Origin of the sequence: Microbacterium sp. NPDC086615 (genome assembly GCF_040686055.1) — a bacterium.
Taxonomy (GTDB): domain Bacteria; phylum Actinomycetota; class Actinomycetes; order Actinomycetales; family Microbacteriaceae; genus Microbacterium.
In genome coordinates, this window is the sequence record NZ_JBFBJJ010000010.1 from 31,000 (window position 1) to 54,777 (window position 23,778).

General features: G+C 69.0%; 24 protein-coding genes. 14 read left to right on the forward strand and 10 right to left on the reverse strand.

All coding sequences use genetic code 11. The annotated features are described in order from the left end of the window. Window positions 1–16: 16 nt before the first annotated feature. The 4 genes from tsaB to AB0O24_RS11320 are packed head-to-tail and all read left to right on the forward strand — an operon-like array spanning window position 17 to window position 2,875. A complete protein-coding gene (gene tsaB / locus AB0O24_RS11305; RefSeq protein ID WP_363374927.1) occupies window positions 17–652 on the forward strand; it encodes a tRNA (adenosine(37)-N6)-threonylcarbamoyltransferase complex dimerization subunit type 1 TsaB in 636 nt (211 codons plus the stop codon). Continuing rightward, complete coding sequence (gene rimI / locus AB0O24_RS11310; protein ID WP_363374929.1) at window positions 649–1,341, forward strand: ribosomal protein S18-alanine N-acetyltransferase; 693 nt, start codon at window positions 649–651, stop codon at window positions 1,339–1,341. The genes tsaB and rimI overlap by 4 nt, the downstream gene beginning before the upstream one ends. Further along, window positions 1,341–2,441: a tRNA (adenosine(37)-N6)-threonylcarbamoyltransferase complex transferase subunit TsaD gene (tsaD, locus tag AB0O24_RS11315; protein ID WP_363374931.1), complete on the forward strand. Its 1,101-nt coding sequence runs from the start codon at window positions 1,341–1,343 to the stop codon at window positions 2,439–2,441. Before rimI ends, tsaD begins: the two co-directional genes overlap by 1 nt. Next, window positions 2,438–2,875, forward strand: a complete 438-nt coding sequence (locus tag AB0O24_RS11320) for a hypothetical protein (RefSeq protein ID WP_275797371.1) — start codon at window positions 2,438–2,440, stop codon at window positions 2,873–2,875. Before tsaD ends, AB0O24_RS11320 begins: the two co-directional genes overlap by 4 nt. Window positions 2,876–2,880: 5 nt before the next feature. Here AB0O24_RS11320 and AB0O24_RS11325 read toward each other — a convergent pair whose 3' ends face one another. Further along, window positions 2,881–4,068 carry a class I SAM-dependent methyltransferase gene (locus AB0O24_RS11325; RefSeq protein ID WP_275797373.1) on the reverse strand — a complete coding sequence of 396 codons (1,188 nt, stop codon included), beginning with the start codon at window positions 4,066–4,068 and terminating at the stop codon, window positions 2,881–2,883. A 132-nt stretch (window positions 4,069–4,200) separates the two neighbouring features. On the opposite strand from AB0O24_RS11325, the gene groES reads away from it, so the two are divergent. Further along, window positions 4,201–4,497, forward strand: a complete 297-nt coding sequence (groES, locus tag AB0O24_RS11330) for a co-chaperone GroES (protein WP_013583903.1) — start codon at window positions 4,201–4,203, stop codon at window positions 4,495–4,497. A gap of 168 nt (window positions 4,498–4,665) precedes the next feature. Here the strand turns inward: groES and AB0O24_RS11335 are convergent, their stop codons facing one another. From AB0O24_RS11335 to AB0O24_RS11350, 4 genes are read right to left on the reverse strand one after another with little or no spacing between them, the layout of a single operon-like run. Further along, window positions 4,666–5,838, reverse strand: coding sequence for an aminotransferase class I/II-fold pyridoxal phosphate-dependent enzyme (locus AB0O24_RS11335; RefSeq protein WP_307382665.1), 1,173 nt, complete (start codon window positions 5,836–5,838; stop codon window positions 4,666–4,668). A 2-nt stretch (window positions 5,839–5,840) separates the two neighbouring features. Then, the gene (locus AB0O24_RS11340) at window positions 5,841–6,509 is read right to left on the reverse strand and encodes a methionine ABC transporter permease (protein ID WP_363374935.1); all 669 of its coding nucleotides are present in this window, start codon (window positions 6,507–6,509) and stop codon (window positions 5,841–5,843) included. Continuing rightward, complete coding sequence (locus AB0O24_RS11345; RefSeq protein ID WP_363374938.1) at window positions 6,506–7,537, reverse strand: ATP-binding cassette domain-containing protein; 1,032 nt, start codon at window positions 7,535–7,537, stop codon at window positions 6,506–6,508. Before AB0O24_RS11345 ends, AB0O24_RS11340 begins: the two co-directional genes overlap by 4 nt. Further along, window positions 7,534–8,379 carry a MetQ/NlpA family ABC transporter substrate-binding protein gene (locus tag AB0O24_RS11350; RefSeq protein WP_363374941.1) on the reverse strand — a complete coding sequence of 282 codons (846 nt, stop codon included), beginning with the start codon at window positions 8,377–8,379 and terminating at the stop codon, window positions 7,534–7,536. Before AB0O24_RS11350 ends, AB0O24_RS11345 begins: the two co-directional genes overlap by 4 nt. A gap of 288 nt (window positions 8,380–8,667) precedes the next feature. Here AB0O24_RS11350 and rarD point away from each other — a divergent pair, with 288 nt between their 5' ends. Next, entirely contained in the window at window positions 8,668–9,609 is a 942-nt protein-coding gene (gene rarD, locus AB0O24_RS11355) for an EamA family transporter RarD (RefSeq protein ID WP_275799010.1), read from the forward strand. A 205-nt stretch (window positions 9,610–9,814) separates the two neighbouring features. After that, complete coding sequence (locus tag AB0O24_RS11360; RefSeq protein ID WP_275799012.1) at window positions 9,815–11,101, forward strand: ABC transporter substrate-binding protein; 1,287 nt, start codon at window positions 9,815–9,817, stop codon at window positions 11,099–11,101. Window positions 11,102–11,160: 59 nt separating this feature from the next. Here the strand turns inward: AB0O24_RS11360 and AB0O24_RS11365 are convergent, their stop codons facing one another. The 5 genes from AB0O24_RS11365 to AB0O24_RS11385 all read right to left on the reverse strand — a co-directional run bounded on the left by AB0O24_RS11365 (window position 11,161) and on the right by AB0O24_RS11385 (window position 15,991). Then, window positions 11,161–11,847, reverse strand: a complete 687-nt coding sequence (locus tag AB0O24_RS11365) for a hypothetical protein (protein WP_363374945.1) — start codon at window positions 11,845–11,847, stop codon at window positions 11,161–11,163. 146 nt (window positions 11,848–11,993) lie between these two features. Beyond that, entirely contained in the window at window positions 11,994–12,776 is a 783-nt protein-coding gene (locus tag AB0O24_RS11370) for an ABC transporter ATP-binding protein (protein WP_058597882.1), read from the reverse strand. Next, window positions 12,776–13,708 (reverse strand): ABC transporter ATP-binding protein, encoded by a 933-nt coding sequence (locus AB0O24_RS11375; protein ID WP_275799018.1) that lies wholly within the window; start codon window positions 13,706–13,708, stop codon window positions 12,776–12,778. Before AB0O24_RS11375 ends, AB0O24_RS11370 begins: the two co-directional genes overlap by 1 nt. Then, the gene (locus AB0O24_RS11380) at window positions 13,701–14,681 is read right to left on the reverse strand and encodes a branched-chain amino acid ABC transporter permease (protein WP_307382654.1); all 981 of its coding nucleotides are present in this window, start codon (window positions 14,679–14,681) and stop codon (window positions 13,701–13,703) included. Before AB0O24_RS11380 ends, AB0O24_RS11375 begins: the two co-directional genes overlap by 8 nt. Before the next feature lie 11 nt (window positions 14,682–14,692). Continuing rightward, entirely contained in the window at window positions 14,693–15,991 is a 1,299-nt protein-coding gene (locus AB0O24_RS11385) for a branched-chain amino acid ABC transporter permease (RefSeq protein WP_307382652.1), read from the reverse strand. Between the two features lie 273 nt (window positions 15,992–16,264). Between AB0O24_RS11385 and guaB the strand changes: the two genes are divergently transcribed. From guaB to AB0O24_RS11420, 7 genes are all read left to right on the forward strand, one after another. Further along, window positions 16,265–17,767 (forward strand): IMP dehydrogenase, encoded by a 1,503-nt coding sequence (guaB, locus tag AB0O24_RS11390; protein WP_363374949.1) that lies wholly within the window; start codon window positions 16,265–16,267, stop codon window positions 17,765–17,767. A gap of 162 nt (window positions 17,768–17,929) precedes the next feature. Then, window positions 17,930–18,997, forward strand: coding sequence for a hypothetical protein (locus tag AB0O24_RS11395; RefSeq protein WP_363374952.1), 1,068 nt, complete (start codon window positions 17,930–17,932; stop codon window positions 18,995–18,997). 34 nt (window positions 18,998–19,031) lie between these two features. Continuing rightward, window positions 19,032–19,244, forward strand: a complete 213-nt coding sequence (locus AB0O24_RS11400; RefSeq protein WP_275797301.1) for a hypothetical protein — start codon at window positions 19,032–19,034, stop codon at window positions 19,242–19,244. 116 nt (window positions 19,245–19,360) lie between these two features. Then, window positions 19,361–21,049 carry an ATP-binding cassette domain-containing protein gene (locus tag AB0O24_RS11405; RefSeq protein ID WP_363374954.1) on the forward strand — a complete coding sequence of 563 codons (1,689 nt, stop codon included), beginning with the start codon at window positions 19,361–19,363 and terminating at the stop codon, window positions 21,047–21,049. A 37-nt stretch (window positions 21,050–21,086) separates the two neighbouring features. Continuing rightward, window positions 21,087–21,758: a TMEM175 family protein gene (locus tag AB0O24_RS11410; protein WP_307382646.1), complete on the forward strand. Its 672-nt coding sequence runs from the start codon at window positions 21,087–21,089 to the stop codon at window positions 21,756–21,758. A 15-nt stretch (window positions 21,759–21,773) separates the two neighbouring features. Beyond that, window positions 21,774–22,889, forward strand: coding sequence for a GuaB3 family IMP dehydrogenase-related protein (locus tag AB0O24_RS11415; protein ID WP_058597889.1), 1,116 nt, complete (start codon window positions 21,774–21,776; stop codon window positions 22,887–22,889). A gap of 13 nt (window positions 22,890–22,902) precedes the next feature. Next, window positions 22,903–23,772 (forward strand): SURF1 family cytochrome oxidase biogenesis protein, encoded by an 870-nt coding sequence (locus AB0O24_RS11420; protein ID WP_363374957.1) that lies wholly within the window; start codon window positions 22,903–22,905, stop codon window positions 23,770–23,772. The last annotated feature ends 6 nt before the right edge of the window (window positions 23,773–23,778 follow it).

The window sequence follows — 23,778 nt, forward strand, 5'->3', positions numbered from 1 at the left end:
CGGATACCCTGGAACGGTGATCCTCGGCATCGACACCTCGCTCGGCACCGCCGTCGCGGCGATCACGCGCGACGGTGAAGTGCTCGCGGACGAACAGAGCGCGAATCCCCTCGGTCACGCGGAGGTCATCGGTGATCTGTTGCGGCGCGCGACGTCCGCGGCCCCGGCCCCGACGCACGTGGCGATCGGGATGGGACCGGGCCCCTTCACGGGACTGCGGGTCGGGATCGCGACCGCGCGGGTGTACGCGCTGGGACGCGGTGTCCCGGTCGTGCCCGTGCCCAGCCACGACGGCATCGCGCTGGGGATCCTGCTCGCCGACGCGCTGATCGACGTCGAGACGCCGCGCTTCGCGGTCGTGACCGACGCACGCCGACGGGAGTTCGCCTACAGCCTCTACGACGGCATCGACGACGACGGCCTTCCCGTCCGCGTCTCGGATGCCGCGCTCAGCCCGCGCGACGACCTCGATGTCCGCCTGGCCGAGCTCGGTGCGGCCCGCGTCGACGCGACGAGCGTGTCGGCCGCGATGATCGCCCTCGCCGCAGCCCGAGCCCTCGACGCCGGGCGCACCCTCGCGGGTCCCGAACCGCTCTACCTTCGCAGCCCCGACGTCGTCGCCGCGCACGCCCCGAAGCGGGTGAGCGGATGACGACGCGCGCGGCCACCCTCGACGACCTCGACGCGATCATGGCGCTCGAGCACGCCTCGTTCCCGACCGACGCCTGGAGCGCGGCGATGATGCGCGAGGAGCTCGCCTCGCCCCACGGATGGTACGTCGTCGTCGAAGAAGCGGGCCGCGTGATCGGGTACGCGGGGCTGCGTGCAGTGCGCGGGGCTCGGGATGCCGACGTCCAGACCATCACGATCTCCGAGGCCGCGCGCGGTCGCGGGCGGGGGCGAGCGCTGCTCACGGCCCTGCTCGAGGAGGCCGGGCGTCGGGAAGTGCACGACGTGTTCCTCGAGGTCCGCGCCGACAACCCCGTCGCGCAGACGTTGTACGCGTCCGAGGGGTTCGTCGAGGTGGGGCGTCGCCCGCGGTACTACCAGCCCGACGACGTCGACGCGATCGTGATGCAGCTCGACCTGCGCGGCTGGGCGGCGCGGCGCGCCGAGACCTCTGCCCGGCCCGAGGTCCCTGCCCGGCTCGAGGTCCCTGCCCGGCCCGAGGTCCCTGCCCGGCCCGAGGTCCCTGCCCGCCCCGAGGTCCCTGCCCGCCCCGAGGTCCCTGCCCGCCCCGAGGTCCCTGCCCGCCCCGAGGTCCCTGCCCGCCCCGAGGTCCCTGAGCCTGTCGAAGGGACCGGTACCCCCACCGCTCCGACCGGAAAGGGCTGGTGCTGATGCACGCCCCCCTCGTACTCGGCATCGAGACCAGCTGCGACGAGACCGGCATCGGGATCGTCCGAGGTCGACAGCTCCTGAGCAACACGATCGCGTCGAGCATGGACGAGCACGCGCGCTACGGCGGCGTCGTCCCCGAGGTCGCGGCGCGCGCTCACCTCGAGGCGCTGCAGCCCTCGATCGATGCGGCGCTCGCCGAAGCCGGAGTGACGCTCGCCGACCTCGATGCCGTCGCCGTCACGAGCGGCCCCGGTCTCGCCGGGGCCCTGATGGTCGGTGTCGGCGCGGCCAAGGGTCTCGCGGTGGCCCTCGACAAGCCGCTCTACGCCGTCAACCATCTCGTCGGTCACATCGCCGCCGACATCCTCGACGCCGATGCCGGCGAGCTGGAGTACCCCACGGTCGCCCTCCTCGTGAGCGGCGGGCACACGTCGCTGCTCCTCGTCCGCGACCTCACGAGCGACGTCGAACTGCTCGGCGAGACGATGGACGACGCCGCGGGCGAGGCTTTCGACAAGGTCGCGCGCCTGCTGAAGCTGCCCTACCCCGGCGGTCCCGAGATCGATCGCGCTGCGGCTTCCGGCGATCCGACCGCCATCCGCTTCCCGCGCGGGCTCTCGCGCGCCTCCGACATGGCATCCCACCGCTACGACTTCTCGTTCTCGGGCCTCAAGACCGCCGTCGCCCGGTGGGTCGAGCAGCACGAGGCGGCGGGCGAGCCCGTCCCGGTCGCCGATGTCGCAGCCTCGTTCCGCGAAGCCGTGGTCGACGTGCTCGTCACCAAGGCCCTCGACGCCTGCGAGCGCTACGGCGTGCCGCGTCTGCTCCTCGGCGGCGGTGTGATCGCCAACAAGCGCCTGCGCGACGTCGCCCTCGAACGGGCCGCCGCCGCGGGCGTGGCCGTCCGGATCCCTCCCCTTCGGCTGTGCACCGACAACGGCGCGATGATCGCCGCCCTCGCCGCCGAGCTCATCGCCTCGGGCCGCCGTCCCTCGACCCTCGCCTTCGGCGCCGACTCCACGCTCCCCGTCACCGAGATCCAGGTGGCGGAGGATTCGGATGCCGAGCCTTCGGCATCCCGCTCCGGAGCGCCCGCGTGAGCGAGGCGTCGCCGCCGACCCGGCGCGCGCGCAAGGCGGTCGAGGGTCAGCCCGTCCTCCCCGAACCCGTCGTGACCGAGTCCGCCGAGGCCGAGTCCGTCGATTCGGGCGCGGAGGAGGGCCGCCTCGCCACGGCGCAACTCGAGATGGCGGCCTTCGGCGACCACGTCATCCCCTACGTTCTCCCGACACCGAAGCCGCCGCCCTCGCTCGCCCCGTGGGCCCTGCTGCTCGCGATCGCGTCGTTGGCGTCGTCGTTCTTCTGGGGGTGGCTGCTCCCGCTCAGCGCGGTGGCCGCGATCGTCGCGACGATGTCGTTGCGTCGCGCCCACGATGGTCGACGCGCGGCGACATGGGCGCTGGTGCTGTCGCTGGTGTCGGGGGTCTTCAGCGCCGGGTGGCTTGTCTGGGGCTTCTCGCAGCTCGCCGCGTGACGGGCTCAGACCCGATCGGCCAAGAGGGCCAGCCGCTTCGAGCCGATGCGCGTGAGGATGAGCGTCGCCGCCTCGTCGCCGCGCAGGGACAGCTTCTTGCGCAGCACCGCGGGATCAAGGTCGACGCCGCGCTTCTTGATCTCGAGCGTCCCGATGCCGCGCGTCCGCAGCGCCTGCGCGAGCTTCTTCGGGTCCGCCGGGAGCTGCTCGCGCACGCGGAACGATGACACGAACGGGCTCGTGAGCGGCGCGTCCGAGGTCAGGTAGGCGATGCCGGGAGCGAGCATTCCCGCCTCGAGCGCGCGGGCGACCTCGCCGATGAGCCGCGCGCGGATGACCGCTCCGTCGGGTTCGTGGACGAAGGCTCCCAGTTCGCGAGGCTCGACGTCGGGGGAGTCGGCCGGAGCCGTGAGCTCCCACGCATCGTCTCCGCGCACGACCAGCGCCGCGCGGCGCACGTTCTCGCGCGCGAGCGCTCCCGACCAGAGGACGAGCTCGATGGTCGAGCCGTCCGCGCTGATCCACTGTGCCTCGAGGTCGTCGGGGATCTGCGCCCGGTCGAACCCGGGTCCGAGCTTGACCCCGCCGGACCGTTCCTTCACCAGCGCGAAAACCCAATCGAGTGAAGGGGACCACTCGGCCGACGACACCCGTCGCGTCTCGGAATGCCCGGCGGTCCGTCGCGCGGGATCGAGCCACACGGCATCCGTTCCCTCGAGGTCGACGTCCTCGGCGCGCGCGTGCGCGACGGTCACGGCGTCGTCGAAGGGGGCGAGGTTGTACGCGGCGATCGCGGCCGTCACCTCATCGGCGTCGACGGCCCGGACCCGGATGCCGAGACCCGCCATCCCGAGAGCGTCCCCGCCGATGCCGCATCCCAGATCGGCGACGCGGGTGATCCCCGCGGCACGGAACCGACCGGCGTGGCGCGCGGCGATCGACAGGCGCGTGGCCTGTTCGAGGCCCGCCCGGGTGAACAGCATCCGCTCGGCGAAGGGTCCGAACTTCGTCGTCGCGCGCGCCCTCAGCCGCGCCTGACCGACGACCGCCGACACGAGGTCGGGGGAGTGGCCGGCGGCACGCAGTCGCGACACCGCCCGCGCCGCGTCGTCGGTGGACTCGATCCGGCCCACCTCGTCGAGCAGGCGCAGGCCTTCGGGCGTGAGGAGGGCGGTCAGCTCGCGGGTATCCACCGATTCAGCCTAGGTGTGCGATTGTGTTGGCACTCGCGTTGCGTGAGTGCCAGCGCTTCTCTACACTCGGATTAGCACTCTCCCCGCGTGAGTGCTGACAAGTCTTCTGTAACGAGAAAGAAGAGGTAGACCGTGTCGGTTTCCATCAAGCCGCTCGAGGACCGCATCGTCATCAAGCAGGTCGAGGCTGAGCAGACCACCGCGAGTGGTCTCGTCATCCCCGACACCGCCAAGGAGAAGCCGCAGGAGGGCGAAGTCGTCGCCGTCGGCCCCGGCCGCATCGACGACAACGGCAACCGCGTCCCCCTCGACGTCGCCGTCGGCGACCGCGTGCTCTACAGCAAGTACGGCGGCACCGAGGTCAAGTTCGGCGCTGAGGAGTACCTCGTGCTCTCGGCTCGCGACGTGCTGGCGGTCGTCGTCCGCTGATCCCGAGCGAGATCGTCTGAAGGTCCCGGATGCCACGGCATCCGGGACCTTCGTCGTTTCCGAGCACCGTCACACGATGGCGCTCGGCGCTTTTCGCGTCACTGATCTGCGATGCGCTGTCGGGGTATGGCCTGTCGACCCCCTGCATCGGGAAGACGTGCGCAAGCTCTACGCGGACGGATCGGCCGAGAACGAGGCGAGGCGCTCCACGAGCTCGTGCAGCGTGGCGTCGTCGACGACGAGACCGAGCCGCACATGCCCGCGTCCGCGCGGACCGAAGCCGTCGCCGGGTGCCACCGCGACGCGGGCCTCTTCCCGCAGGCGGCGGGCGAACGCGACGGCGTCGGTGCGCGCGGGAAGGCGCACCCACACGAAGAACGTCCCCCGCGGCTCGATGACGTCCCACCCGATCGCGCGCAGACCCGCGACGACGAGGTCGCGCCGACGACGATAGACCTCGACCAGGTCGGCGGCGGCCGACTGATCGCCGCGCAGCGCCGCGGCCGCGGCCTCCTGCGTCGCGCCGAACATCGTACTGAAGGCGTGGGCCTGGTAGCGGCGCATGGCCGCGATGATCGTGGCATTGCCGGCGGCGAAACCGACCCGCCATCCCGCCATACTGTAGGTCTTCGACAGCGTCTGCACCTCGACGGTGCGCCCGTCGGCGCCGTCGACTTCCAGCGCCGAGAGCGGCCGCGCCTCGAAGCCCAGCGACGAGTACGCGAAGTCGTGCACGAAGGCGGCTCCCACGCGGTCGGCGAAGGCGATCGCCGCCTCGAATGTCGCCGGGGTCGCCACCGCCCCGGTCGGGTTGTTCGGGTAGTTCAGCAGCAGCACGCGCGCACGGTCGAGGTGCGCGAGCGCCGCGAAGTCGGGCTGATGATCCGGCCCGACGAGCGGGAGCGTCGCCGCCCGCGCCTGAGCGAGGTCCACCGCCGACGTGTACATCGGATAGCCCGGGTCGGGAAGCACGACCGTCGACCCGGGATCGGCGAGTCCGAGCACCGCAGCCATGAGCGCCTCGTGCGAACCGTGGAAGACCGCCACCTGGGAGTCGGGGTCGAGATCGAGCCCGTGGTCCTCCCGGTACCGCTGCACCACGCCCTCCCGCAGCGACGGGCGCGCTGCGTACGACGGGTAGCGGTGGTTGACGGGATCGGCGACGAACCGTTGCATCGCCTCGACGATGCGCTCGGGCGTCGGCAGATCGGGGTTGCCCTTGGACACGTCGATGAACCGCGGCCCCGGGAGAGCCGCGATCCGGGCGTTCTCGGCATCCATCGCCCCCCAGAAGTTCGGAGGGAGGGCGTCGACCCGGGCTGCGGGTTCGAAGTCCACCACCGTCAGCGCCGCCGGTAGCGCCGAGCGAGCGCGGAGCCCAGCGCCTGGATGCCCTGGACGAGCACGATCAGGGTCACGCAGGTGATCACCATCGCGAATCCGTCGTACCGCTCGTAACCGTACGACAGCGCGAGGTCGCCGATGCCGCCGGCGCCGACGACGCCCGCCATCGCGGTGGCGTCGATGAGGCCGACGGTGGCGATGGTGATGGCGAGGATGAGGGAGCCGCGCGCCTCTGGGAGGAGGAACCGCCAGAAGATCTGCAGCGGAGAGGCGCCCATCGACCGCGCCGCCTCCACGACCCCCGCGGGAACCTCGAGCAGAGAGTTCTCGACCAGGCGTCCGATGTAGGGCGCGACCATCACGGTGAGAGGGACGATCGCGGCCCAGACGCCGATGCTCGTGCCCACCAGCAGCCGGGTGAACGGCAGGATCGCCACGAGCAGGATGATGAACGGCAGCGATCGGATGAGATTGACGACGGTCGCGAGAACCACGTTGACGGCGGTGTTCTGGAGAACCCCGCCTCGGCGTGTGAGCGCGAGGATCGCTCCGAGGACGACGCCCAGGATCGATCCGAGCACGAGCGAGACGCCCAGCATCTGCAGCGTCTCGCCGAGGGCACGGAAGTACATGTCGGGGGTGACGAGCGTCCACTTGTCGCCGTTCATCCGGCCACCTCCTCGAGCTCGACCACGCGCGCGGCGAGATAGCCGTGCGCTTCGCGGACCTTCTCCGGGGAGCCGGTGACCTTCACGATCAGCTGCCCGACGGTGTGATCCTGGATCTGCGTCATGTCGGCGTGCAGCATGTTGACGTCGACGCCGACATGGCGGATCAGGCCCGTGATGAGAGGCTGCTCGACCTCGGCATCCAGGAGCAGCATGCGCCAGAGTCCGTCGCCGCCCAGGTGCTCAACGACGCGCCGCGGGAGCCCGCGCGGGACGATGGTGTCCACGAAATCGCGCGTCGCGGCGGCGCGAGGACGGATGAAGGTGTCGAGCACGCTCCCGTGCTCGACGACTTCTCCCTCGGCCATCACGGCCACCTCGTGCGCGAGGTCTTTGATGACGTCCATTTCATGCGTGACGACGAGGATCGTCGTGCCGTATTCGCGGTTGATCCGGCGGAGGAGATCGAGGATCTGCGCGGTCGTGGAGGGGTCGAGCGCGCTCGTGGACTCGTCCGACAGCAGGATCTTCGGGTTGCGGGCGAGGGCGCGCGCGATGCCGACGCGCTGCTTCTGCCCGCCCGACAGGTCGCCGGGGTGGTTTCCGGCTTTGCCGCCCAGCCCGACGAAGGCGAGCACCTCGTCGGCGCGTCGGCGGGCTTCGGCGGGGGAGACTCCGTCGAGGCGCAGGGGGAGCGCGACGTTGTCGCGCGCCGACAGGGTCTCCAGCAGGTTGAACTGCTGGAAGATCATGCCGGTGTTCTTCTGTGCCGCGCGCAGGTCACGCCCCCGCAGAGACGAGATGTCGACGCCGTCGACCAGCACCCGGCCCGAGGTGGGCTTCTCGAGTCCGTTGACGGTGCGGATCAGGGTGGACTTCCCCGCGCCGCTGTATCCGATGACGCCGAAGATCGTCCCCGGGGCGACCTCGAGCGAGACGTCCCGGAGGGCCGTCGTGGTGACGGCCCTCCGGGTGTAGCTCTTGGTCACCGCGTCGAAGACGACGCCTCCGCCCGCGGTGCCGCTCACTGGAACCAGGCCGGGAGCTGGTAGCCGGAGTACTGCGGGTTCGCCTTGATGTAGTCGATGAACTCCTGCGATTCGTAGGCCGACTTGATCGCCTGGGCCCACGGAGTGTCGACGTCGACCGAACGGACCGCGACGACGTTGGAGAACTGCACCGGCTGGTTCTCGACCGCGAGGGCATCGTCGTAGTTCAGGCCGCCCGAGACGATGAAGTTGCCCTGGATGGTGGCGAAGTCGACGTCCTGCAGGGCCGGAACCTGCTGGGCGTTGTCGATCGGCGTGATGTTCAGGTTCTTCGGGTTCGACGTGATGATCGACAGGTCGGCGGTGTTGGGGTCGTCGACGTCGGCGAAGTCGATCCACCCCACGTCGCGAAGGATCAACAGACCGCGGTAGAGGTTCGACGGCGAGTTCGGCACGGTGACGGTCGAGCCGTCCGCGACCTCGGCGAGGCTCTTCTTCTTCCCGCCGAACAGCCCCATGCGCGGCGTCGGGATCTGTACGAGCGGGGCGTTGTCGATCCCTTCCTTCGCGTTGACGAAGGAGAGGTAGACGGGGTGCTGCATGATGTTCGCGTCGATCTCGCCCGTGTTCACCGCGACATTGACGACGATGCCGTCGGTGAAGTCGACCGGCTCGACCGTGTAGCCCTCGGACTCGAGGATGGGCTGGATGCCACCCTGGAACATCTCCTTGTACGGGCCGGGGTTGAAGCCGATCTTGATGTCGGTCTTGTCGGTGGACGCCTCGGTCGATGCCGGGGACGACGATGCGCCGCACGCGGTCAGTGAGACGGCGAGGGCGGTGGCGGCCAGGACGGCGGCGGCGGTACGTGCGAAACTCATGGACTCTCCGGGTGCTCGGATGGTGCGTGGCAGTGGATCGCGTGCTGTGCGAGGGGCCGGCTGTCAGGCGCCGAGCCCCTCGGGGACGGTAGCGAGAGGTCTTCGTCGATCACGAAACGCTGTGTCACACGCGGCAACAGTTCACCCGCTGGACGGTGAGGCAGCGGCGGTGGCACCCGGAGCTCGAGTTCCGTCTCGGGGACGACCGTCGTCCTCCCCGACTCCGCGTGGCAGGCAACGGACGGCGTTCGGCCGTCCGGTGTACGACGGCACGCGTAGGCTGGGTCGGTGACTGCCGCTCCTTCCGCCCCGACCGGGGGGAGCACCCGCGGTGCCGTGTACGCCCTAAGCGCCTACCTGCTCTGGGGCGTCCTGCCGATCTACTTCCTGCAGCTCAAGCCCACCGGCCCGTTCGAGGTCGTCGCGTGGCGGATCATCCTCGCCTTCCTCTTCTGCCTGATCCTGCTGACCGTCCTCCGCGCGTGGCGGCCGTTCCTCGCGATCGTCCGGCAGCCCCGCCTGATGGGCCTCACCGCTGTCGCGGGCGTGCTCATCTACATCAACTGGCAGACGTACCTGTACGGCGCCCTGACGAACCACGTCATCGAGACCAGTCTCGGGTACTTCATCAACCCGATCGTGACGGTGCTGCTCGGCGTCATCGTGCTGCGCGAGCGCCTGCGGCTCGTGCCGTGGATCGCGATCGGCCTCGCGGTCGTCGCCGTCGCGGTGATCGTCATCGGTTACGGGGCGTTCCCGTGGATCGCCCTGACGCTCGCGTTCTCGTTCGGCTTCTACGGGCTCGTGAAGAAGCAGATCGGCCCGGCCGTGGATGCCGTGAGCGGTCTGACCCTCGAATCGCTCTGGCTCCTCCCGGTCGCGGCGGTCCAGCTGGTGTTCGTCGCGAACCTGACCGGCATCACGCTCGGTACGGCGGGCGCGCTGCACACCGTCCTCCTGCTGCTCGCGGGAGCGGTCACCGCGATTCCCCTGCTGCTGTTCGCCTCGGGTGCCCGGCGCGTCCCGCTCACGGTGATCGGCCTGCTGCAGTTCGTGGCACCCATCATCCAGTTCGCCATCGGCGTGTGGGTGCTGGGGGAGCCGATGACGCTCGAGCGGTGGATCGGCTTCGGTCTCGTCTGGGTCGCGCTCATCGTGCTGAGCGTGGACTCGATCGTGATGTCGCGTCGCCACCGTCGCTCGGTCTCCGACGTCGCAGAACCGGTCTGACCGGCCACTTTCTGCGCTATCCGGCCCGACCGCACGAGGCGCCTACGCCATCGCGGATGAGAGCGCCAGGGTCGTTATGGGGCTGTGACCGCGACGACGCACATCGTTAACGAACGGCAACACGACGAAAACGTGCGTCCGGTTAGGTTTGGGTCACCAGGCGACCTCTTGTGTCGCCCAACGTTCATTCACAGCAAGGAGCACTATGAACGTCTTCACGCGTAGCCGCGCAGGCAAGGTCCTGGGCGGTATCGCCCTGGTTGGTGCCAGTGCGCTCGTCCTCGCCGGTTGTTCGGGTGGCGGCGGCAACGACGCCGCGGCGCCCAGCGCCTCCTCCGGCGGCGGCGCCGTGTCCACGGCCGACGGCACGTTCCACGTCGGAACCATCCTCCCCGCCACGGGTAACCTCGCGTTCCTCGGCCCGCCCGAGGTCGCCGGTGTCAAGCTCGCGATCAAGGACATCGAGGCCACGGGCTCCGAGTTCCCCTTCAAGGTCGAGCTCACCGAGCGCGACTCGGGTGACACCACGACCGACATCGCGACCCAGTCCGCCACCGAGCTCGTCGACGCCGGTGCGGACGTGGTCATCGGTGCGGCATCCTCGGGTGTCTCGTTCACTTTCATCGACCAGCTCGTCAACGCAGGCATCGTCCAGATCTCGCCGGCCAACACGTCGCCCGACTTCACGACCTACGCGGACGACGGCTACTACTGGCGTACCGCTCCCTCCGACGTGCTGCAGGGCCGCGTGCTCGGCAACCTGATGACCGGTGACGGCGCCGCCAACGTCGGCATCATCTACATCAACGACCCCTACGGCATCGGCCTCAAGGACAACGCGACCAAGGCCGTCGAGGCCGCCGGTGGCGAGGTCTCGGTCGCGGTCCCCTACAACCCGGGTGACACGGTCTTCACCTCGCAGGTCGACCAGCTGCTGCAGGCCAAGCCCGACGCTGTCGCGGTCATCGCCTTCGAAGAGACGTCGTCGATCATCCCGCAGCTCGTCAGCACCCAGGGCTACCCGGCGTCGAAGGTCTACTTCGTCGACGGCAACCTGTCGAATTCGTACGAGTTCCCGGCGGGCACTCTGCAGGGCGCCAAGGGAACCCTCCCCGGCAACCCGGCCGACACCGACTTCCAGGCTCGCCTGAAGGAGGTCGACCCCGCCCTCACCGACTTCAGCTACGCGCCGGAGTCCTACGACGCGGTCATCGTCGCGGCTCTCGCTGCGGCACAGGCCAAGGACGACTCGGGCACGGCGATCCGTGACAACCTGCAGTCGGTCTCCGAGGATGGCGAGAAGTGCACGACCTTCGCCGACTGCCTGAAGCTCATCAACGAGGGCAAGGACATCGACTACGACGGTGTTTCCGGCCCGATCACGTTCGACGCGAACGGTGACCCGACCGAGGCGTACATCGGCATCTACCAGTACGGTGCCGACAACAAGTACACCCTGCTGAACACGGAGTTCGGCTCGCTCAACGAGTGACCTGACACCACGCGAGGGGCTCGGATCCGAAAGGATCCGGGCCCTTTCGCATGTCGTGACTACGGGGTGAGGCCGCAGACGGCGGCTGTGGCCGACAGGATCGCGGCGGCGACCGACGGCGATCGTTCGAGCGGGATGACCACGTCGCGATCCTCGACCCGGACCACGAGGTCGAACAGGGTGCCGACCTTGTCTTCGGCGATCGCGTGCGCATCGCAGCGCTGCGGCGTCAGAGCGATCGTCACCGTCGAGGGAGGGTCGTCCGGGCGCACGGTCACGTCCAGCGGCGTCTCGGTGCCGGCGGGGAAGCGCAGCAGGGGAGTGCCTCGCAGGGCGCGGAGTTCGGCGGTCCCCGCCCCGGCATCGCCGGTCGGCTCGATCGAGACCTCGAGATCGATGGTTCCGCCTTCACCCACTGCCGCCGACGCGGCCGAGATCCGGGCGACGGATGCCACGGCCTCCTGGCCGCATTCGGTCTCAGCCAGACGAGTGAGCACTCCGAGCTCGTCCGTGACGTCCAGCGTCGCGTCACGGCTTTCCCCGTCTTCTTCGAGGCGCAGTACCGCCCGGACGGACGGATCTTCCGTGACGCACCGCAGAGCGGGCAGCGCCACCGGGAGGTCCACCGTCCGGCCCGGGGAGAGCGGCACAGGTCGCTTCGTCTCGCCGCCGCCCGCCTCCGCGAGGACGGGGGAGGTGAGCGTCGCAGACGTCACGACGACAGGGGAGTCGCCGTCGTTCGTCACGCGCAGCTGCACGCGCCCCGGAGCGATATCGCCGCGTTGCTGTACGAGGGCGACCGAGACGGGTGTCGGCGGGGCACTGCTCGCGCATGACGAGAGCGCGACGCCCACGAGGGTGAGCGCCGCGCTCGCGGCATATCGGCGTCGGATCAGGCGGGAGACTCCCGGTTGTCGCGCTTCGCATCCTCATCGGCGGCGAGGGTGCCCAGGTACAGCTCGATGACACGGGGGTCGGTGAGCAGCTCGCGGCCGGTACCGGTGTACGCGTCCTTGCCCTGGTCGAGCACGTAGGCGCGGTGGCAGATCTGCAGGCAGCGGCGAGCGTTCTGCTCGACCATGATGATCGTCACTCCGGCACGGTTGATCTCGGCGACCCGGAGGAACGTCTCGTCCTGGCGCACGGGCGACAGACCCGCAGACGGCTCGTCGAGCAAGAGCACCGACGGGTCCATCATCAGTGCGCGACCCATGGCGACCATCTGCCGCTCGCCGCCCGAGAGCGAGCCCGCACGCTGACGGCGCCGCTTCGCGAGCTCGGGGAACAGGCCGCTGACGAACTCGAACCTCTCCGCGAAGACCTTGGGCCGTTGGAAGAGTCCCATCTGCAGGTTCTCTTCGATCGACAGGCTCGGGAACACGTTGTTGTTCTGCGGGACCATGCCGACGCCCTTGCCGACGAGCTTGTCGGCCTTGAGCGAGGTGATGTCCTCGCCGTTGAGCAGCACGGCGCCGCCGCGGATCTTCACCTGGCCGAAGATGGCCTTCAGCAGCGTCGACTTGCCGGCGCCGTTCGGGCCGATGATCCCGATGAGATCGCCCTGGTACGCGTCGACCGTGCACCCGTTCAGGATGTTCACGCCCGGCAGGTAGCCGGCCACGAGGTCGTCGGTGCGCAGCACCGCGGTGCGGGTGGTGGTGGCGGTGTCGGTCATCAGAGCTTCCCGTCCTTTTCGTCGGCGATGAGCTCCGCTTCCGCCTCGGCGGCGGCCTCGGCCTGGATGGTCTCGAGCTGCGACGTGGTCATGTCGCCGAGATCGGTGTCGTGGTGGGCGCCGAGGTAGGCGTCGATCACGGCCTGGTCGCTCATGACGGTCTCGGGCGGCCCCTCCGCCACGACGCGGCCCTCGGCCATGACGACGACCCAGTCGGAGATGTGACGGACCATGTGCATGTCGTGCTCGACGAACAGCACGCTCATCCCCTCCTTCTTCAGGTCGAGGATGTGCCCGAGCAGGCTCTGCGTGAGCGCCGGGTTGACGCCCGCCATGGGCTCGTCGAGCATGACGAGCTTCGGGTCGCTCATGAGCGCGCGCGCCATCTCGAGGAGCTTTCGCTGGCCGCCCGAGAGCGATGCGGCGAAGTCCTCGCGCTTGGCGTCGAGCTTGAACCGACGCAGCAGGTCGTCGGCTCGCGTGGTGTTCTCGGACTCCTGCGAGCGCCAGATCCCCGGGATCAGGGCGCGGAAGATGTTCTCGCCCTTCTGCCCGCGGGCGCCGAGCAGCATGTTCTGCAGCACCGAGAGGCGCCCGAGCGACTTGGTGAGCTGGAACGTGCGCACCATGCCCTTACGAGACACCTTGAACGCCGGCACACCGGCGAGGTTCGACCCCTCGAAGCTCCAGCTGCCCGTGTTGGGCTTGTCGAAGCCCGTGAGCAGATTGAACAGCGTCGTCTTCCCGGCCCCGTTCGGGCCGATGAGGGCGGTGATCTGTCCGCGCGGGATCTCGAGGTGGTCGACGTCGACGGCCTTCAGGCCGCCGAACTGACGAGTGACGTTGTCGGCGACGACGATCGGGTCGACCTTGGCGCAGCCGGGTCCGACCTCGCCCTTGACGAGCGGGTGGGTGACGGTCGTGTCAGACATTGAACGACAGCTCCTTCTTGTTGCCGAAGATGCCCTGTGGCCGGAAGATCACGAGGAGCATCAGTCCGATGCCGACGAGGATGAAGCGCACCTGGCCCGTCTGGGTGCTGGACATGAACCCCAGGATGCCGACGTCGCGCAGTCCCACGATGATGCCGTTGGACAGCGACAGCAGAACCCAGAACAGCATCGCGCCGACGATCGGCCCGAGCAGGGTGGCCGCGCCTCCGAGGAGGAGAGCGGTCCAGATGAAGAACGTCAGCGCCGTGCCGTAGTTACCGGGCTGCACTGCGCGGGGGAGGATGAACACCACGCCCGCGAGGCCGCCCATGACGCCGCCGAGCACGAGCGCCTGCATCTTGTAGGCGTAGACGTTCTTGCCGAGGCTGCGCACGGCATCCTCGTCTTCACGGATGCCCTTCACGACGCGACCCCACGGGCTGCGCATGAGCAGGAAGACGAGGAGCGTCGCGACGATGACGAGGCCCCAGCCGAACAGACGCACCCACCAGTCGTTCGCCGAGTAGGTCCACGGCCCGATGCCGTAGGTGCCGCCCGGCAGGGGGTTGAGCGCCTGGAACTCGCGGTTGTAGCCGTTCAGACCCTGCGATCCGCCGGTGATGTCGGTCAGACCGACCGTCGAGACGACGTAGCGCACGATCTCGGCCGCCGCGATCGTGACGATCGCGAGGTAGTCGGCGCGCAGTCGCAGCGTCGGGATGCCGAGGATGAAGGCGAACAGCACCGATGCGGCGATCGCGATGAGGATCGCGAGCCACACGGGGGCCGAGAGCGAGAGGGTCGCGATGGCGAAGGCATAGGCACCGACGGCCATGAAGCCCGCCTGACCGAAGTTGAGCAGTCCGGCATAGCCGAAGTGCACGCTGAGGCCGATGGCGGCGAGGGCGTAGGCCGCGGTGGTCGGGCTGATGAGCTCGCCCGCGGCGTTGTTGAAGATCGAAAGCCAGTCCATGTCGTCTTTCCTCAGCCGATCCGCTCTTTACGACCGAGCACACCTTGCGGCCGGAAGAGCAGCACGCCGATGAGCACGATCAGGGCCACCGCGTACCGCAGGTCGGGTGGGATGACGATGGTGGACAGTTCCGTGATGATGCCGATGATCAGCGATCCCACGAGGGCTCCGAAAGCACTGCCGAGACCGCCGAGGGTCACCGCGGCGAACAGGAGCAGCAGGATCGCGAAGCCCATGTCCCACGTGACGCCGCGGTAGAGGCCGTAGAGCACGCCCGACAGGCCCGTGAGAGCACCCGCCATGACCCAGACGATGCGGATCACGCGGTCGACGTTGATGCCGGAGGCTGCGGCGAGCGAGGCGTTGTCGCTCACGGCGCGCGTGGCCTTGCCGATTCGCGTGCGGGTGAGGAAGTACCCCACAGCGGCGAGCATCACGATGCTGACACCCATGCTGATGATCGAGGTCAGGGTCACGGTGACGGGGCCGATCGTGACGTTGTCGGTGATGCCGGTCGTGATGTTCCGGGTGCCGCCGTCGAAGAAGTAGAGGTACAGGTAGCGCAGGACGATCGAGAGACCGATCGTCACGATCAGCACCTGGACCAGGCCGACCCCGCGTTTGCGCAGGGGTTTGAAGAGCACGGCATCCTGTGTCCAGCCGAGCGCGGCCGAGAGGGCGACGGTCAGCACCACCGCCAGCAGGAGGTTCCAGCCCATCGCGGTGAAGACGTAGAAGATGATCGCGCCGAAGGTGAGCATCTCACCGTGGGCGAAGTTGTTGACGCCCGTCGTCCCGAAGATCAGGGAGATGCCGATCGCGGCCAGGGCCAGCAGGAGGCCGAAGTTGAGGCCGTAGAAGAAGCGCGAGAACAGCGTGTCCCAGATCGATCCGGATGCCGCCGTCCCCTCGCCCGTCGGGAATAGGACGTTGACCGTGTTGGTCGTGCCGATCGTCACGTCGCGGGTGACGTTGTCGGGGTCGCGCGGGACGACGCCGTCCGGGAGCGTGTCGACCTTGAGCTCGGCGGTGTAAGTGCCGGGCCCGGGGACCGAGACCGACCAGCGGCCGTCGGCGCCGGTGGTGCCCACCTCGGAGAAGCCCGAGCCCTCGACGGCCACCTCGACGCCTTCGAGGGGGTCGTCGCCGGCACGGATGATGCCGCCGATCGTGTACTGAGTCGAAACGTCGCCGGTTCCGGTCGAAGCGACCGGGGTCGGGGCGGTCGTCGTCTGGGCGCTCGCGGGTGACGCGAGGAACATGCTCAGGACGGCGACGGCGCTCGCGAGGAACGCCACGAGGATGGCCATGCGGGATATGGTGCGCGATCGTGTCGCGGTGGGGGAGGGATAACCCACGGAGTCTCCAGTTCGGCAACGCTGACGAAGTCGTCCCGTCAGCTTCGACGGTCGACGCTACGAGCGTAATGTGTCGAGGGTGTTTCCCCGACTGCCTCGTTAGCGAACCGTGTCATCACGAGTGCGCACGGCGGCCAGAGCGCTCGGGAACAATTCCCAGGCTCCCGACGCTTAGAATTCCATCGGACGTCCCTTTCACACAGGCGCTACGGCGCAGGAGGATCCATGGAGCAGCACGACCCCTTCGGTTTCATCGGACTGACGTATGACGACGTGTTGCTCCTTCCCGGGCACACCGATGTCATCCCGAGCGAAGCGGACACGTCGTCGCGCCTCACCCGTCGCATCACCGTCGCCACGCCTCTTCTTTCGTCCGCCATGGACACCGTGACCGAGGCGCGCATGGCGATCGCGATCGCTCGCCAGGGCGGCATCGGAATCGTGCACCGCAACCTCTCGATCGAAGACCAGGCGGGCATCGTCGATCAGGTCAAGCGCAGCGAGTCGGGAATGGTGTCGAACCCCATCACGACGACTCCGGATGCCACCGTGGCCGAAGTCGACGCGATGTGCGCGCAGTACCGCATCTCGGGTCTGCCCGTCGTCGACCCCGACGGCGTGCTGGTCGGCATCATCACCAACCGCGACATGCGCTTCGTCTCGGGCTTCGAGCGCCAGACGACCCTCGTCAAAGACGTGATGACGAAAGAGGGCCTCATCACCGGCCCCGTCGGCATCCACGCCAACGACGTCATCGCGACGTTCGCCAAGCACCGCGTCGAGAAGCTGCCGCTCGTCGACGACGAGGGCAAGCTCGCCGGCCTCATCACCATCAAGGACTTCGACAAGAGCGAGAAGTACCCCCTCGCGACCAAGGACGACCACGGTCGCCTGCGCGTCGGTGCCGCCATCGGCTTCTTCGGCGACGCGTGGCAGCGTGCCGAGGCGCTCCGCGATGCCGGCGTCGACGTTCTCGTGGTCGACACCGCTAACGGGCAGTCCGCGGGTGTCATCGACATCGTGACGCGCCTCAAGGCCGACGAGTCGTTCGCGCACATCGACGTCATCGGCGGCAACGTCGCGACCCGCGAAGGCGCTCAGGCGCTCATCGACGCGGGCGTGGATGCCGTCAAGGTCGGCGTCGGACCGGGCTCGATCTGCACGACCCGCGTCGTCGCCGGTGTCGGTGTGCCGCAGGTCACCGCGATCTACGAGGCCGCGCAGGTCGCGATCCCCGCGGGAGTGCCGGTCATCGCCGACGGCGGGCTGCAGTACTCGGGCGACATCGCCAAGGCGCTCGTCGCCGGTGCCGACACCGTCATGCTCGGCTCGCTGCTCGCGGGCACCGACGAGTCGCCAGGCGAGATCGTCTTCCAGGGTGGCAAGCAGTTCAAGCAGTACCGCGGCATGGGCTCGCTCGGTGCGCTGCAGACGCGCGGCAAGAAGACGTCGTACTCGAAGGACCGCTACTTCCAGGCCGACGTCCCCAGCGACGACAAGCTCATCCCCGAGGGCATCGAGGGCCAGGTGCCCTACCGCGGCCCCGTGTCGGCGGTCGCCTACCAGCTCATCGGTGGTCTGCGTCAGTCGATGTTCTACGTCGGCGCGCGCACCGTCGAAGAGCTCAAGACCAAGGGCAAGTTCGTCCGCATCACCTCGGCTGGCCTGAAGGAGTCGCACCCGCACGACGTGCAGATCGTCGTCGAGGCGCCGAACTACAAGAAGTAACGTGTCGTTTCGAGGGGGGCCGGGCAGGTGACTGCCCGGCCCTTTCTCGTGCGCGGGTGAGAGAGAAGATGAGAATGATCATGTAGACATTTGAATCCGCTCGTCGATCCATAGCATCCCTGAAGAAGCATGTACACATGCGCATCGAGACAGGGAGAGATCATGAAACGTCTGCTGACCGGCGTCGTCGCCGTCGCGCTCATCGCGATCGGCGGGGTGACACCCGCCTTTGCGGAGGCACCCGAGCCAGACGTCCTGGAGCAGATTCTCGACGATACGGCGCCCGCGCGCCTCGAGGGTGACGATGTGGTCGCCCGGACAGGCGACGTCACCGCTGTGCTGCCCGCAGATGTCGAGCAACCCGTGACGTTGTCGACACCCGGAGGGCAGGAGGTGAGCGTGACGCTGCCGTCGGATGGAGGGACCACAGCGACGAAGCGGGTCGGAGACGGGGCCGTCGAGCACGAACTCGGAGACGGGTCGAGCATCATCCCCGCTGTGCGCAGCAACGGCGTGCTACAGGTGATGTCCGTGACGAGCGATGCGGCGGCGCCGACGACCTTCACCTACGAGGTAGCCGCGGGGGACGGAGGCTCGCTCGTCGCTCAGCCCGACGGTGGAGCGAGTGTCCTCGATCGCGACGGGCAGGAAGCGGCGACGGTCGCTCCGCCGTGGGCGTTGGACGCCGACGGGCGGAGTGTCCCGACGCACTATGAGATCGACGGCGATCGACTCACGCAGGTCATCGATACCGCGGCCGCGGCGAAGGTGACGTATCCGGTCGTGGCCGATCCCGGGGTATCGGTCACCTACTACCGGTATGACGTCATCGACGTGCGTCGCACGATGAACTGGACGAACCGCGGTGTTCAGCTCGCGATCTGCAAAGTGCATAATGGTGCGGCCCGCGGGAAATGCGCGATGTCGGCGAGCTACGAGGTGGAGTCCGCGATCGACGCGACGTTGGGCGCGAGCAAAAGCGGCATCGGCGCCACGATTGGGGTCCACGAGTCGCGGACCGTGAAGGGGAGCGTGAGTTGGACGTCGCCCTCAGCCCCCGCCGGGAGCTCCTACAAGGCGTGGGCGGTCGGAACTTTGGTGACGTATAAGATCCAGAAATGGGTGGGTCGTAAGACCCTCGGGATGAGGTACCCGGTATGGACTCTCGAGGCGACATCGCGAACGCTGTCGGCTTTCGACCCTCGAGTCGGGTTCGCCGTTGGGCAGTGAGCCGGTAGTCAACGCGGCGACGTGGGCGTGGCGCGTGATCCCGGCGATTGTCGCGGCGGCCTGCGTCATGGCGGGAGTCGTGCTGCTCGTGCTCAACTCGGTCTTGGTCTACGACCCGGGTCCGTTCTCCGGTGAGCCTCGTGACCGGCTAGCCGTATGGCCGGCGGGACTCGTCCTGCTCGGAACGGGATCGCTCGGCATGATCGCAGCGGCTTTCGTCGCGGTTCCCAGGCCGCGTCGTCATTGACGGGCGGAGTTGCCGCTAAGCTGGTCGGCTCGCTTGTCGGCGAGCCGACCGGCGAACGGCGCACGCGCGTTCGAAGGTCGACGCCACCGCCACGAGCGGTCGACCGGAATCTCCCCATGGGCTACCTCGACCTCACCGCCATCTCGTTCACCCTCCCCGACGGGCGGCCCCTCCTCGACGAGGTGACTTTCCGCGTGGGGGAAGGGGTGACGACCGCGCTCGTCGGCCCGAACGGGGCGGGCAAGTCGACGCTGCTTCGCATCGTGCGCGGCGACGAGAAGGCTCACGGCGGTGCGATCGCGATCGGTGGGTCCCTCGGGGTGATGGATCAGTTCATCGGCCACGGGAAGGTCGGCGAGACCGTCCACGACCTCCTCGTCGCGGTGTCGCCCGCGCACATCCGTCACGCGGCGCTCGAGCTCGAGGCATCCGAGAACGCCCTCATCGAACGCGACGATCTCGACACGCAGATGCGGTACGCGGCGGCGCTCGCCGACTACGCCGACGCGGGCGGGTACGAGCACGAGACGGTGTGGGACACCTGCACGATCGCCGCGCTCGGAGTGCCGTATGAGCGCGCGCGGTTCCGCGAGCTCTCCACACTGTCGGGCGGGGAGCAGAAGAGACTCGCTCTCGAGGCGCTGCTGCGCGGCCCCGACGACGTGCTGCTGCTCGACGAGCCCGACAACTACCTCGACGTCCCCGGCAAGCGCTGGCTCGAGGACCAGTTGCGCGCCACCGCGAAGACCGTTCTCCTCGTCTCTCACGATCGCGAGCTCCTCGCTCGCGCGGCCGACCGCATCGTGACCCTCGAGATGGGCAGCGCCGGCAGCACCGCGTGGGTGCACGGTGGCAGCTTCGCGACGTACGCGGAGGCCCGCGAGGACCGCATGGCGCGGCTCGACGAGCTGCGCCGCCGATGGGATGAGGAGCACGAGAAGCTCCGAGCCCTCGTCGCGCGCATGAAGATCGCCGCCGCCGCCAACGACGGTTTCGCTTCGCGCTACCACGCCGCGGTGACCCGACTGACGAAATTCGAGACGGCCGGTCCGCCCCAGGAGCGCCCGCCCGAGCAGGATCTGCAGCTGCGCCTGCGGGGCGCACGCACGGGTAAGCGCGCTGTCATCGCCGAGAAGCTCGAACTGATCGGGCTCATGAAGCCGTTCGACCTGGAGGTCTGGTTCGGTGATCGCGTCGCGGTCCTCGGATCCAACGGCTCGGGCAAGTCGCACTTCCTCCGGCTCTTGGCCGGCGGCGGCACCGATCCCGACACGCGTCTGGGGCACGTGACCACCGTCGGATCCGGACTCGACCGGGTCGCCCACACCGGCAGAGCGATCCTCGGGGCGCGCGTCGTGCCCGGATGGTTCGCCCAGACCCATCGGCATCCGGAGTTCATCGGGCGAACGCTCCTCGATCTGCTTCACCGCGGTGATGACAACAGAAGGGGGATGCCACGGGATGCCGCGAGCTCGGCCCTCGACCGGTACGGTCTCGTCGCGCAGGCGGAACAGGCCTTCGACACGCTGAGCGGTGGGCAGCAGGCTCGGTTCCAGGTGCTGCTCCTCGAACTGTCGGGAACGACCCTGCTGCTGCTCGACGAACCGACGGACAACCTCGACCTCGCGTCAGCCGAGGCCCTCGAAGACGCCCTCGCGCGATTCGAGGGGACGGTGCTCGCGGTGACTCACGACCGGTGGTTCGCGCGGTCCTTCGACCGATTCCTCGTGTTCGGATCGGACGGCGAGGTGTACGAGTCGCCCGAGCCGGTGTGGGACGAGCAGCGCGTGGTGCGGGCGCGATGACCGTTGCACCGGTGGTCGGCACGGCTACGCTGTGCGAATGATCCGGCGGAGGATTCACCCGGAGACGTCCGTCTCGGCCCGGCGCACCGAGGCGTTCACCGACGGGGTGTTCGCGATCGCGGCGACCCTCCTCGTCCTGGGTCTCACCGACCAGTCCCTCGGCACGGTGCGCACCAACGACGACCTCGCGCAGAGTCTCCTCGCGCTCTCGCATCCGGTGTTCTCGTTCGTCATCAGCTTCCTCATCCTGTGCGTGATGTGGATGACGCACGTGCGGCAGTTCGAGTGGATCGTCCGGATCGACGACACGGGGATGTGGCTGAACAACATCCGCCTCCTCCTGATCGTGCTGGTCCCCTTCACCTCGTCGCTGAACACGTCCTACGAAGACCTCCTGCTCGGTCGGATCCTGCTGCCCGTCAACTTCTTCCTCGCGATCGTGGTCGGCTGGCTGCAGTGGGCCTGGGCCGTGCGGTCGGGGGCTGTCGCCGATCTGTCGGAGGACGACGCGCGGCGACTGGGCAGGGCCGGCCTCAGCGCGGTGATCATCAGTGCCGCGGCCGTGGCGCTCAGCCCCTGGATCGGATCGCTCGCCTTCCTCCTCTTCGCCGTCGACGGACTGTTGACGCGCCTCCTGCGCGGAGCCGATGCCCCGCTTTCGGCCGACGGTCCACCGGCGACCGGCGGCGAGGTCGGAGGTCGCGGGTAGGCTGGGCGGGTGACCATGGAGATCGACCTCGGCCGCGCCAAGCGCGCCCGCCGCGCCTACACCTTCGACGACATCGCCGTCGTGCCGTCGCGACGGACGCGCAACCCCGAAGACGTGTCCACGGCGTGGACGATCGACGCCTTCTCGTTCGAGATCCCGGTGCTCGGCGCCCCCATGGACTCGGTCGTCAGCCCCCGCACGGCCATCGAGCTCGGTCGTCTGGGCGGTCTGGGCGTGCTCGACCTCGAGGGTCTCTGGACGCGGTACGACGACCCCGAGCCGCTCCTCGCCGAGATCGCCGGGCTGCCGGATGCCGATGCCACCCGCCGCATGCAGCAGCTCTACTCCGAGCCGATCAAACCCGAACTCGTGCGCGATCGTCTCGCCGAGATCCGCGCCGCGGGCGTGACCGTGGCCGGAGCCCTGACGCCGCAGCGTACCCACGACCTGTACGAGACGGTCGTGGCCGCCGGCGTCGACCTCTTCGTCATCCGTGGGACCACGGTGTCGGCCGAGCACGTATCGAGCGTGGCCGAGCCGCTCAATCTGAAGAAGTTCATCTACGACCTCGACGTTCCCGTCATCGTCGGCGGCGCCGCCACCTACACCGCGGCCCTGCACCTCATGCGCACGGGAGCGGCCGGCGTGCTCGTCGGCTTCGGTGGGGGAGCGGCGTCCACGACGCGCGCCACGCTCGGCCTGCACGCGCCGATGGCGACCGCCGTCGCCGATGTCGCCGGCGCTCGCCGCGACTACCTCGATGAGTCGGGAGGACGCTACGTGCACGTCATCGCCGACGGCGGTGTCGGCACCTCCGGTGACATCGTGAAGGCCCTCGCCATGGGCGCGGATGCCGTCATGCTCGGCGTCGCCCTGGCGCGCGCCACGGACGCTCCCGGCCGCGGTTTCCACTGGGGGCCCGAGGCGCACCACGCCAAGCTGCCCCGCGGGCGTCGCGTCGCGGTCGACCGCGTCGGCCCGCTCGAGCAGGTGCTCTACGGGCCGGCGCCCGTCGCGGACGGCACCGCGAACCTGATCGGCGCTCTGAAGAAGTCGATGGCCACGACCGGCTACTCCGACCTCAAGGAGTTCCAGCGCGTCGAGGTCGTCGTGGCCCCGTACGGACACTGATGCCGGAGTCTGCGTGACCTCGTCGCCCGCCATTGCTCCGGAGATCCCCGAGGTCTTCCCGCCGACGCTGCGCGAGGTGATGCTGCGTCCGCGATGGCTCGCGCTGCTGGCGTTCTCGCTGGTGGTCGCCGGGGTCCTCGCATGGCTCGGACAGTGGCAGCTGGGGCGCGCGGTCGACACCGCGCCCTCCGAGCCCGGGATGACCGAGGTGGTGCGCCCCCTCGACGAGGTCGTGCAGCCGGGCGCCTATCTCGCCGAGCCCCTCGTCGGCCAACGCGTCGAGACGAGCGGGCGGTGGATCCCCTCGGACTTCATCGTCGTCTCGTCGCGTTTCAACGACGACGTCGAAGGGTACTGGGTCACGGGTCAGCTGCGGGTCGACGGCGCAGGGAAGCCGGCATCCCTCGCCGTCGCTCTCGGTTGGGCTCCGACGCTCGAGGCGGCCCAGGCCGCCGCAGACGACCTGCGCACCGGGGTTGAGGCGGATCCCACCGCCGAGGTCGAGGTCACGGGGCGCCTGATCTCCGACGAGGGGCCGGCGCGTCCCTCCGCCGGGGTCGATCCTCAGACGCTCACGCGGATGTCGCCCGCGATGCTGCTCGGGCGCTGGCACGACGTCGACGGCGTCGCGGTGTACCGCCAGTACGTCGCCTCGCAGACGGCGATCGGGCCGCTCGAAGCGATCTCGTCGCCGGCTCCGGACGAGCGTTCCCGCGTGAACTGGTTGAACATCTTCTACGCGGCCGAGTGGGCGATCTTCGCGGGCTTCGCGCTGTACCTCTGGTACCGCCTGGCCCGCGACGCGTGGGAGAAAGAGGTCGAAGACCTCGAAGACGCCCAGGAAGAGGCGCAGGCGGCGGGGCCGCCGGTTCCTCGCGACTAGACTTGG